The sequence below is a fragment of the Microbulbifer variabilis genome (genome assembly GCF_052468405.1).
Map to the genome: position 1 here is coordinate 3,858,144 of NZ_CP174343.1, position 11,469 is coordinate 3,869,612.

Consider the following 11,469-nt stretch of genomic DNA (forward strand, 5'->3'; position numbering starts at 1 on the left):
TACAACTCCTTTATGGCTCTTATAAGAGGCCCATATCTTTGACTCCACGCAGAGAAGACCGTTGCAGGAGTTCCGGAATATATGGAAGCGGGAAATCTACATTATTAAAGGTCATCACTGGTCAGCTAAAAGCGCGAGGTGGTGTTTACAGAAATCATGATAGTTTTTGCTATTTAGATCAGGATTTCAGCATTCTCGACAAAGAATTATCCGCCTTAGACAATCTATCCAATTTCTATCCAGGTAAAAAGGAACCTGAATGGCGTACCATACTTGGAAGCCTGCAAATAAGAAGAAATACGCCTCTGCGCCCCCTGAAGTGCCTAAGTGGAGGTGAGCAACTCAAAGTGGCGTTAATTGCAGCTACACGAGGCATTACCACCACGCTACTACTGGATGAACCGGATAATCACTTGCATCTGGCGTTCCCGCCAGCTATTAACAGATGCCATTGCAGAGTTTCCTGGCACGATTTTATTGGTCTCACACGATTTAAATTTTATTGATGCTATAGGTATCGACAGTCAACTTATACTGGACTAAGAGAAACCCCATTAATTACCCAGCAAAAGAGAACACTAACTTTGAATACGCTTCGCTTGATCCTTGGGGACCAGCTGAATTATAAACACTCATGGTACAGAGAAAAGAATCAGAAAATCATATACTTCATGGCCGAAATGCGCCAGGAGACAGACTACGCCGCTCACCATATTCAGAAGGTAGTCGCTTTTTTTGAAGCTATGCAGAATTTCGCTGAATGGCTAAAATCACGCAACAAAGAAATTTTATATTATCAATTACAAGATAGAGAGAATCAGCAAGATCTTTCTAAAAATATAAAACAGATAATAAAAAAATATGACATCAATAAATTTGAGTATCAATTACCAGATGAATATCGCCTTGATAAACAACTAGAGATTATATGTAAAGAAATACATATTGAATCTGAAACATATGATAGTGAACACTTTCTTACCAAAAGAACAGAGTTAGGTGATTTCTTTGATGGAAAAAAAACTCTTCTAATGGAGAATTTTTATCATCACATGCGCAGAAAGCATAATATTTTGATAAAAAACACAGGAGAACCTGAAGGGGGGAAATGGAATTATGATCAAAGTAATCGAAAGAAATGGAAAGGCGAGATTACAATTCCTAAACAATGCCAAATTAGAAAAGATGTAAAAAAAACACTGAGGAGAATAAATAAATCTGGAATTAAAACCATAGGAAGTATTGACCCAATAAATTTTCCATGGCCAAGTAATCGAATAGAAAGCCAAAAAATGCTTCGGCATTTTTGTAAATATTTATTACCTTATTTTGGCGATTATCAGGACGCAATGGACCCAAATGAAGTTTACTTGTTTCATAGCCGCTTGAGTTTTTCTCTCAACACCAAGATGTTAAGCCCTTCAGAAGTTATTGAGGCAGCAATTTCCCACTGGAGATCTAATAAAAAATCTATTCATATCAACCAAATAGAAGGGTTTGTTCGCCAAGTACTTGGGTGGCGGGAATATATGAGGGGAATCTATTGGAGAGAAATGCCTGATTACAGTAAGGAAAACAAACTAAATAACTCCAGTCCACTTCCTGCCTTCTACTGGGATGCGAACACGGATATGAACTGTCTTCATCAAACTATAAGCAACAGCCTTCAAAATGCTTATGCCCATCATATTCAACGCCTGATGATCACCGGTAACTTTGCGTTACTAACCCAAACAGATCCAAACCAGGTAGAAGCCTGGTATCTGGGAGTCTATATCGATGCTATTGAATGGGTGGAAATGCCGAATACTAGGGGGATGAGCCAGTATGCGGATGGAGGCCTATTAGCAACAAAGCCCTATGTAAGTAGCGGTTCTTATATTAATAAAATGAGCAATTACTGCAAAGATTGCCGATATAAGGTTAAGGAAAGAGTAGGAGATGATGCATGTCCGTTCAATAGCCTTTATTGGTACTTTCTACTTAAAAAAAAGAAATACCTTAATGGCAATCCAAGAATGGCAATGATGCTCAGCACATTGGATAAAATGACGAGTCAGGAGAAAAATGATATTCAGAAACAGGCAATTAGATTTCTAAGAAAGCTCTATTCTTAAGCAGGCTGTCACTTTAATTTAATTAGTACATTTAGATCAGTTAGTTCCCTATAAAAAATCTAATCGCCATACCTTATATGTGTGAAATGTATCACGATATCAACAATGACTTATTACATGTAATTACATTCCCACCACCTGTAACTTGTACGAGGATACTATTCATCCGCACTCTAAACTAATTCCACTCTGGCACTATTTTTTTATCCCGCATAGATACACAGAGAATTTTTTTTGCGTATGGGCGTCCAACCTGAATTTCAAATATTTTTGAATAGAGGCGTAAAATAACAAATACCTTTTTAGTATTTTTTTAGATAAATTTATGCAATCACTCTTTCTAAAATAGCTTTGAAAACACAATGACATTGATAAGGAATCATCGATGAGTACTCTTCCCGAATCTGCCAGCAGCATGGGACTACAACCATTTGGACAGTCGGGTACTGGCCGCTCAATTATGGCTAATGGTCAACTACATGGACTGTTAGAAGGGTACAAAGAGCTTAGCTCTATACCAAGCAGCGAGGGATATCATGCTCTAGCAATTACCAGCGCGGTTAATAGTCTTCGCGGTAGCGTGGCTCCAGTTAACTCTTTTCTTAAAGAGGGTAGTTCTACACGTCGCTGCGTTATAGGGGCAGGCTTTGAAATAGAATATGAGCTAAATAATTATTATGGTGGCCCACAAACTGATGTGGTAATTATAGATATTAGACTTACTGGAGATAAATCAGAAAGCAGAAACCGAGCTGCTTTGTGGAATGCAAATTTTTCATCTTCAGTTGATAGATGGATATCTAAAGATGCCCCTGAGTACATATTGGAAAAATCATCTAAAGTATCTGGATCAAAAGAATCTCCTTTTAAAATCGGAATCAACGGCTATAGCAGGGACTTGGATCACGCAATCAACATTTTGCCATCACATATAAGCCGTGGAGATACTAATAACCTAAATAAGTTGAAAGAAAATGGTTATCTTCTATTTTATGTACCACAAAAAGGTGCGCTTAAATCTGGATGGCGATGCGTAAGAAACTTAGGAAAAAGTATCACCAGGGAAGATCTAGAGGCTGCACGAATATTAGCCAACCACATGAAAGAAGCGCATGATAAAAATTATCATGTTGAGTGGACCAGCCATAGAGGGGGCTCTAAAGTTCTTACTGAGGCAATGAAGTTACTGGCTCAGAGACAAGTAGATCTTGCTGGAAAACAGAAGGTATTTCTTAGTGACCACACATCCAGCCAATATGCTGCGGATGTAGTTCGCCGTAAAATTGGCATGAATACAGATGATGCAACATGGAATAAATCTACACCGGGAATTGCCCAGTTAATAGGAGGCAAGAACCTTGGTACGGCAGATTTAGCCATATCTGCAAATACCCTTTTTAAACATACAGAGAAAGAGAATCGTCCAGGCCAGGCTGTTGATACTCTGCACCATGGGAGAAAACTATATAAAGCTGGTAAAAAAGCAGTGCTTACGGGTACCGGTGCATGGACGATAGTAACTACCCTATCGACCAAATTTGGAATATCCTTTACTATGGCACAAACTATAGTAGGCTTACTCGGCCTCAGTGCAGCACAAACAATTTTATCCAGTATACCGAGCCTTAATGAAGGCTATCATAAAAGTGCAGCCGAGCCTTCCAAACAATTGGCACAAAAGCTCTTTTCTAAAAAATAGGCATATAAAAAATGCTGTACAATAGAAGTAAATACCCTAAAGGGCCTGACTTTCAAAAGGCCAGGAAAATTCAAAAAGAACTGTCAGGCTGTAAAACCTCTTTTTTGGCACCTCCGCAATCTGACCCCTATTCCTCAATGGGAATCTGGGAGTCAGAACCTAATATCATTGACATCAATGACTTATCAAAATTCAAACCCCTAGAATGGAGGTTGAAATCTGGTGAGTTAAGGTATTTTTCTGAAGTACAAACTCTGTGTATTTATTCAAATAGATGGGGCTTCAATGGCTTACCCATTATTCAGGGACAGCGTGGAGATGTCAGTTTTTTTATAAATGTTAATTTAATAAAAGATTTACCCGTTAATGAAACTTTATTCCACAATAGAGTATTGGCCCAAGAAACATTCAGAATTTTTGATCTTACTTTTCTACAAAACTTACACAAAGGAAGAAAATCCACCCCTTTTGATCTGACTCCGTCTAGATGGCCATCTTTTTTAGGTCCTATCAACTTTCAATGGGTTAACCAGGGGGGCAGCGATTGGCTTTATTTCGAGAGCCAACCCCTAAAAGATGACTTGGAATTGATTAACTGGAGTACTCCCATTACAGAAAAGCACTTGCTTAGCTGTCAATTCTATATTAACAGATCTTCCACGAACGCTGGAAATGCTTATCGTATAAATCAAAGTGTACAAAGAGAAAATTACTTGAGACTGACACAAGAAATCATGAACACTTTTGAAATAGAGCTAACATCCAACCATAAACAGAAATACAAACGCACTCAGTCTCTTTTGGATGCTAATGAGAAACCCATCTTAACTTGCACCAGCAAACAAATTGATAATGCAAAGCATGTCCTTCAGAGTTGGAGTGACCTGGAGTTTATAGACAGTAAAAAAAATAGTGAAGATGATCACAAAGCGTCAATCGAAGAGGTTTCAAAATTTCTTGAGGATCGCATTCAACCAAAATTAATGCCAAATAGCTATCCAGCCGAAGAGGAAATACAGATATCCTCTCGAATACCCCCGAAAGAAATCCAAAAAATTTTAATTGGTGAAGAATAAAAGAATATAGATAAATATACCCAAAACAAGCTGATTGAATTACGACTACAGCTTTATAGTTTTTATATTTTATTTATACCACATAGTCAACACTGGGATAATCTATGACAATTACCATTAGCTATTCGCCACAATAGTAAACTTAAGATCACCGAGTGTCACCAAGAAATCCAACGGGACCAAGTTTCCTCAAGACAAGGGGAATTGAAAAAGATCTCTCCGGCTGCCGGCTAGCCTTTATGGACCCTCCAAGCCAAGATCCTTATTCTTCTATGGAGAAGAGGGGAAACTGAACCTGATTCGCAGAATATTTTTGACATTTCCAATTTTCGCTCAATTGAGAAGCCTATAAAGAATGGGAAACGAGAACTTTTCTCAGGAATTAATTTTTTGAGGTTATATTCAAATCGTTGGGGTTTTAATGGTTTACCACTGTCACTTTTAAAGTGTGGGTATTTTAATTTTATTATTGATGTTCATACAATGGATGACTTACCTATCAATAATAGTCTTTTTAACACTAAGATCTTGGTTGAAGAGACATACCGGTATTTCGACTTAGCTCAGCTGCAAGAATTACACTAAGGTATTAAAGAAAATCCATTTGATCTTACACAATATAAGTGGCCGTCTTACTTAACGCCATTAAATAGCCAGTGCATTCATCAAGGTGGAATAGATTAGTTTTATTTTGAAAGTCAGCCCCTTATTAGTGGATAAGATATATTAAGTTGGTTTACTGCTATAGATGAACGAATCAAACCCAGACCACTACCTTATAGTTATTCGCTAGACAACCTAATGAAGATCACTTCAAGGCTCCCTCTGAAGAAATACAAGTTGGCTATGAACTTGAGAAGTAGGAGAATGTATAAAGATTGGCAATCTGCCAGAAAGAGAATTTTTCAACCAGCCCGACAGTTAATCTTATCGAGCTGGTTTAGCTCTATACTTTGAGAGCAAGCTGAACTCTATTTAAACATCAGCTCCGGATTCACCATAGTCTTCATCTCCAAAACATTTCCGTTTGGATCTTCGATAAAGAAGGTTTCCTGCTCATATTCATTACCGACAAAACGGCGATAGGGCTTATCCAGATATTCGAGGCCGGCGGCCTCGATACGACCTTTTAAGGCTTGGAATTCATCATCTGGTAGATGAATGCCAAAGTGAGGCACTGCAACTTCGCCCATATCCACTTTGTGGCGCACATTCGGCAATTTTTCTTCGCTTTGGTGAAGGGTTAGTTCATTACCCCAAAAGTCGATATCTACCCAGCGCCCCTCTTCACTATTGCCAGTTTTACACCCCAGAACATCACAGTAAAACTTCTTTGCCGTCTCCAGATCTCCTGCAGGAATTGCAAGATGCAGACAATTGGATTTCATATAGCCTCCCACTACTGATCGCCCCTTACTACCTAACAAGTTGACACCATATAGTCATAAGCCAATGTCAAAATGATTAGATTACTTGAGCAACCGATATACACACTCGGAGCCAATTGACCCCATTTTTTTATTTATTTGACCAGGCGAAGTACAACGATAGCTACTTTCACCTGGGAGGATAATCAGAGCTTTCAACCACTCTTTACGTCTGCAAATACGCATCTATTTATAAGGAGTGGTAAGCGCAGAGACCACCTATGATCAAAAAATCACCGACAACTAAATCTAGGTCACAGCCAATAAGCAAGCTTTGAAAAATCCTCCTAAATGAGGGGTGCACTGTAACACAAGTGTTTCGAGGAATAACCGATAAAGTCTTCACTAAAGAACTCTAAGTCAATCTCCCCACCAATATTTATATTTCAAAAGGGCAGCCCCTAATTGATGGGAACTTCTATAGAATCTCGGCCAAAAATCCCTCCTCCTTCCTTTATGTAAAGAAACTATTCATAAGTGCACCAACTTGGTGCTTTTACTCTATAAACCTTTACAAATGAAACCAGCTGGTCAAGACCTGAATCAATCACCGCGAACCTAACTACCCTGGTAATCAGACCAACTCCTCACTAGACCTTTTTTCCACTCCTCGTATGTGAGAGCAGTAAAAGATAACTTTATTTTTCTATTACGGATTTCGTTGGTACAGATTTGCTTTCCCTCTGTTTTAAAGCCGCAAATGCTGCAAAAAAAATACTGGAAAACAGTCGGTAAATTCTGGTACATTCCGCGACTATTTTTTAACCAACTCCGCCGATTGGAATGTCGGCCGCCAGTGCGGTTTCCGCCTGTCGCCGTAACAGAGGTAATAGAATGAAACCAACCAAGCCCCTGCTACTAATGGCTACCGGCCTGTTGTCTGTAGCTGCCCAAGCTGAAATGACCTGGAGCGACAACAGTCTGAGCCTGCTGTATGGCCGCAACTATGAAGTGAACTACAGCCTTTCGACGGATGATTCCGAGCGTTCCGTAGTAACTTTTGAGCACGCCAGCGGCCATAGTTGGGGCGATCTATTTATCTTTGCCGACTACCTGGACTCAGAAGAAGGTTCCAATGAACTTTACGCTGAAATTTCACCCCGCCTAAGCCTGGGGAAGCTCAGTGGCCGTGAGCTGGCCTGGGGACCTGTGACCGACGTACTAGTAGCTTCCACCGTTGAACTGGGCAATATGGATGACCCGGACGGCCTCACTGCTACCGGCCCGCATTTCACCAATACCCTTGTAGGCCTTGGTTTCGATGTGGCAGTTCCAGGATTCTCCTTTGTGCAAGTGAATGCATATCGCCGCGACAACGACGACAAAGCCAGCAACGAACAGCTGACCCTCGTTTGGGCCATGCCGTTTAGCCTGGGTGATGCCAGCTTCGTGTATGACGGCTTTATTGATTGGACCAGTGCTTCTGAGGATGCACACCCCAGCATGAACTTTACTTCCCAGCTGAAGTGGGATGTAGGTGCCAATTGGGGCGAGCCTAAAGCCCTATATGCCGGTATCGAATATGTACATTGGAATGACAAGTTTGGAATCAAAGATGGTTCCTTCGGGGTTGATTCCAATGAGCGTAACGTAAACCTGTTAGTAAAGTACCACTTCTGATATGAAACCCACTGATATCCAAACATCGGCGACCACAGGGTCTGGCATCTCCCAGGCCCCTCTGCTGGAAAAGCTGTTTAAGCTGTCCGAGCGCCAAACGAATGTTCGTCGGGAAGTGATTGCCGGCGTTACCACATTCCTAACCATGGCTTACATCATTTTTGTAAACCCCAATATCCTGGCGGCTGCCGGCATGGATAAAGGCGCCGTATTTATGGCGACCTGTCTGGCCGCAGCGATTGGTTGCCTGATTATGGGACTTTACGCTAACTATCCAATTGCCCTGGCACCTGGAATGGGACTAAACGCCTTCTTCGCCTACGTAGTAGTCGGCGAGATGGGTTACAGCTGGCAGGTGGCCCTGGGTGCAGTGTTTATATCAGGGGTGGTATTCCTGCTACTCAGTATCTTTAAGTTGCGGGAATGGATTATTGACAGTATTCCTCTTTCCCTACGGCAGTCACTTGCCGCCGGCATTGGCCTGTTCCTGGCCATTATCGCTTTGAAAAGCGCAGGTATTGTTGTTGCGAGCCCGGCTACTCTGGTAACACTCGGGGATCTCAAATCTATTGAAGCCATGCTCGCAGCTCTGGGCTTCTTTATTATCGTGGCCCTCTCTTACCGCCGTATGCTCGGCTCCGTGATGATCGGTATTCTCGCCGTAACAATTATTGCGCTGGCAATCGGCAAGGTTGAGTTCACTGGCCTGGTATCCGCGCCGCCGAGCCTGGCACCCACCTACCTCGAACTGGATATTGCCGGTGCCTTCGAAGTTGGCATGATCAGCGTAATTTTCGCTTTCCTGTTTGTAGACTTGTTTGATACCGCAGGCACCCTTCTGAGTGTTTCTGACCGGGCCAAGCTGTTGGACAAAAACGGTAAGCTTCCGGGTATGGGCAAAGCCCTGATGGCCGACAGTTCCGCCTCTGTGGTCGGCTCTGTTTTAGGCTCCTCAACCACCACTTGTTATGTAGAGAGTACCGCTGGTATCACTGCTGGTGGACGCACCGGTCTAACCGCTGTGGTTTGTGCCGTACTGTTTTTGCTGGCAACCTTCTTCTCACCACTGATCGGCATGATTCCCGCTTATGCAACCGCCGGGGCTCTGCTGTACGTTGGTGTCCTGATGACTTCCGGCCTGTCTTCTATCGATTGGGATGACATCACTGAAGCCGCCCCAGCAGTGATTGCTGCGGTTATGATGCCGCTGTCTTTCTCTATCGCCCACGGTATTGCATTGGGCTTTATCGCCTACGCAGTCATTAAAACACTGAGTGGGCGCAGTAAAGACGTCAGTATCAGTGTCTACGTGTTAGCGGCACTCTTTGTTGCCAAGTTCGCCTTTTTCTGAGGGGTACATAGATGAAAAAGCACTTTATCAGCGCACAGCAACTCTTAACGGATTCCTACGCGCTTGCGGAACAGATCTATCAAAGCGGCTTTCGCCCCAATTATATTGTCGGTGTATGGCGTGGTGGCGCTCCGGTTGGTATCGCAGTACAGGAATTGCTGCACGTGATGGGTGTGGATGCAGACCATATCGCAATCCGGACTTCGTCCTACCTCGGCATCGGCGAGCGTGACAAGAAGGTTCGCGTTCATGGCTTAAACTATCTGATCAAGCGCCTTGAGTCACACGACTCCCTATTAATCGTGGACGATGTGCACGATTCTGGCCTGAGTATTGAGCAAACTATCGAAGATCTGCGTGCGGCCTGTAAAAAGAATACACCGGAAATTCGAATTGCCACACCTTACTACAAGCCTAAAAACAATAAGGCTAAACGTGTGCCAGACTACTTTATCCACAAAACTGAAGAGTGGCTGGTTTTCCCACATGAAATTGACGGCCTCTCCAGGGAAGAAATCCTGGAGAACAAACCAGAACTGGCGCCCTATGTAGACCGGATTGCCACCGCCGTTTAACCACGGCCAAGACCGGGGGCCGAGCCCCCGGATCTTTTACTTCCCTGCAACACCTGCCCCCCTAACCTCCCAGTAGTGCCTCCCAGCGGCAATCAAGCCCTACCCCACCACGCCCATACTCCAAACCTTTCTTAATAGCGCCCGCTTATGAAACTAAAGTTAGTTTCAGGCAATTTATTAAATAGAAAATTTGGTCCAGAATTAATTTAATAGAGCAGAAGTCGGAAAATAAAAATGAACGACAAACTCGCAGGGCTAACCCAGACACAACTCGATTCCCATTGGATGCCCTACACAGGCAACCGTCAATTTAAACGGGATCCCCGAATAATCATTGCTGCTGAGGGCTGTTACTTCACCAGTGCCGATGGTCGTCCAATCTTTGATGGGCTCTCGGGGCTTTGGACTTGTGGCGCTGGACACAATCGTCCAGAGATTACCGAGGCAATTAATCGCCAACTAAAAACTCTCGACTATGCCCCTGCATTTCAGTTTGGCCACCCTTTATCTTTTCAACTAGCTGAGCGAATCACCCAATTTATGCCTGTGGGCCTGAACCGTATTTTTTTTACTAATTCGGGCTCAGAATCAGCAGAAACTTCATTGAAAATTGCTCGCGCCTATTGGCGCAAAAGGGGCTTAGCGGCAAAAACCAAGCTTATCGGTCGGATAAAAGGCTATCACGGGGTTAATTTCGGTGGAATCAGCGTGGGTGGTATAGGTGCCAATCGGGCAATGTTTGGCCCCACACTCGATTCCGACCATTTGTCACATACCCTTTTGCCAGATAACCGCTTTTGCCGTGGACAGCCACAACAGGGATCACATTTAGCTGATGAGTTACTCGATTTAATTGCCCTGCACGATGCCAGCAATATAGCAGCGGTAATTGTTGAGCCTATGGCCGGCTCGGCCGGTGTACTTCCACCCCCTGAGGGCTATTTGCAACGCCTGCGCGATATCTGCAACGAACACCAGATATTGTTGATTTTTGATGAGGTTATCACCGCCTTTGGCAGAATGGGGACAGCCACTGGAGCCGAGTTTTTCGGGGTTGTGCCGGATATTCTGAATACCGCTAAACAGCTTACCAATGGCGCTTTTCCTATGGGTGCCGTCGCAGTACAGCAGGGTATATACGATACATTTATGGAAAAAGCGGGGCCAGACTATCAACTTGAATTACCCCATGGTTACACTTACTCAGGCCACCCTGTAGCCTGTGCCTCTGCGCTGGCAACTTTGAATATCCTCAAGCAGGAGGACCTGTTCAAACGGTCCGCCGAACTTGCTTATGAGCTTGAGAAGTATATTCACCAGCTCAAAGGACTCCCCCTGATCCATGATATCCGCAATTGCGGACTGGCCGCGGGCCTAACCATTCAACCTGCTCCTGGTGAGCCTCTACTGCACCCCTTTCGAATTGCGATGAAAATGTGGAGTAAGGGCTTCTATATCCGCTATGGAGGAGACACGATTCAACTGGGAATGCCTTTCATTTCCAGTAGCGAGGAAATCGATGGTTTAGTCAATGCCCTAGCAGAATCCATCCTCGAAGTAGCCAATGGCAAATAGCCCTTTCTCAACATTGACCTTATTCCTCA

Annotated in this window: 9 protein-coding genes; 8 read left to right on the forward strand and 1 reads right to left on the reverse strand. The window is 43.3% G+C overall.

The window, feature by feature from the left end; translation table 11 throughout:
* Positions 1 to 38: 38 nt before the first annotated feature.
* The 4 genes from ACJJJB_RS17450 to ACJJJB_RS17465 all read left to right on the forward strand — a co-directional run bounded on the left by ACJJJB_RS17450 (position 39) and on the right by ACJJJB_RS17465 (position 4,892).
* Positions 39 to 506: an ATP-binding cassette domain-containing protein gene (locus ACJJJB_RS17450; RefSeq protein ID WP_444902519.1), complete on the forward strand. Its 468-nt coding sequence runs from the start codon at positions 39 to 41 to the stop codon at positions 504 to 506.
* Positions 507 to 599: 93 nt separating this feature from the next.
* Positions 600 to 2,117 (forward strand): cryptochrome/photolyase family protein, encoded by a 1,518-nt coding sequence (locus ACJJJB_RS17455; protein WP_445366290.1) that lies wholly within the window; start codon positions 600 to 602, stop codon positions 2,115 to 2,117.
* 385 nt (positions 2,118 to 2,502) lie between these two features.
* Positions 2,503 to 3,816 carry a hypothetical protein gene (locus ACJJJB_RS17460; protein WP_020414236.1) on the forward strand — a complete coding sequence of 438 codons (1,314 nt, stop codon included), beginning with the start codon at positions 2,503 to 2,505 and terminating at the stop codon, positions 3,814 to 3,816.
* An 11-nt stretch (positions 3,817 to 3,827) separates the two neighbouring features.
* The gene (locus tag ACJJJB_RS17465) at positions 3,828 to 4,892 is read left to right on the forward strand and encodes a hypothetical protein (RefSeq protein ID WP_445365235.1); all 1,065 of its coding nucleotides are present in this window, start codon (positions 3,828 to 3,830) and stop codon (positions 4,890 to 4,892) included.
* A gap of 971 nt (positions 4,893 to 5,863) precedes the next feature.
* Here the strand turns inward: ACJJJB_RS17465 and ACJJJB_RS17470 are convergent.
* On the reverse strand, positions 5,864 to 6,280 hold the full coding sequence (locus ACJJJB_RS17470; RefSeq protein WP_020414234.1) for a VOC family protein: 417 nt from the start codon (positions 6,278 to 6,280) through the stop codon (positions 5,864 to 5,866).
* An 873-nt stretch (positions 6,281 to 7,153) separates the two neighbouring features.
* Here ACJJJB_RS17470 and ACJJJB_RS17475 point away from each other — a divergent pair.
* The 4 genes from ACJJJB_RS17475 (at position 7,154) to aptA (ending at position 11,440) form a co-directional block, all read left to right on the forward strand.
* Positions 7,154 to 7,939 carry an outer membrane protein OmpK gene (locus tag ACJJJB_RS17475; RefSeq protein ID WP_020414233.1) on the forward strand — a complete coding sequence of 262 codons (786 nt, stop codon included), beginning with the start codon at positions 7,154 to 7,156 and terminating at the stop codon, positions 7,937 to 7,939.
* Position 7,940: 1 nt separating this feature from the next.
* Positions 7,941 to 9,290 carry an NCS2 family permease gene (locus ACJJJB_RS17480; RefSeq protein WP_020414232.1) on the forward strand — a complete coding sequence of 450 codons (1,350 nt, stop codon included), beginning with the start codon at positions 7,941 to 7,943 and terminating at the stop codon, positions 9,288 to 9,290.
* An 11-nt stretch (positions 9,291 to 9,301) separates the two neighbouring features.
* Positions 9,302 to 9,865, forward strand: coding sequence for a phosphoribosyltransferase (locus ACJJJB_RS17485; protein ID WP_020414231.1), 564 nt, complete (start codon positions 9,302 to 9,304; stop codon positions 9,863 to 9,865).
* A gap of 234 nt (positions 9,866 to 10,099) precedes the next feature.
* Positions 10,100 to 11,440, forward strand: a complete 1,341-nt coding sequence (gene aptA / locus ACJJJB_RS17490; protein WP_020414230.1) for an omega-aminotransferase AptA — start codon at positions 10,100 to 10,102, stop codon at positions 11,438 to 11,440.
* The last annotated feature ends 29 nt before the right edge of the window (positions 11,441 to 11,469 follow it).

Bases quoted from the DNA above. Each gene is read 5' to 3' on its own strand.
- ACJJJB_RS17470 (WP_020414234.1), bottom strand. From the start codon at position 6,280: ATGAAATCCAATTGTCTGCATCTTGCAATTCCTGCAGGAGATCTGGAG.
- ACJJJB_RS17465 (WP_445365235.1), top strand. From the start codon at position 3,828: ATGCTGTACAATAGAAGTAAATACCCTAAAGGGCCTGACTTTCAAAAG.
- ACJJJB_RS17475 (WP_020414233.1), top strand. From the start codon at position 7,154: ATGAAACCAACCAAGCCCCTGCTACTAATGGCTACCGGCCTGTTGTCT.
- ACJJJB_RS17485 (WP_020414231.1), top strand. From the start codon at position 9,302: ATGAAAAAGCACTTTATCAGCGCACAGCAACTCTTAACGGATTCCTAC.
- aptA (WP_020414230.1), top strand. From the start codon at position 10,100: ATGAACGACAAACTCGCAGGGCTAACCCAGACACAACTCGATTCCCAT.
- ACJJJB_RS17460 (WP_020414236.1), top strand. From the start codon at position 2,503: ATGAGTACTCTTCCCGAATCTGCCAGCAGCATGGGACTACAACCATTT.
- ACJJJB_RS17480 (WP_020414232.1), top strand. From the start codon at position 7,941: ATGAAACCCACTGATATCCAAACATCGGCGACCACAGGGTCTGGCATC.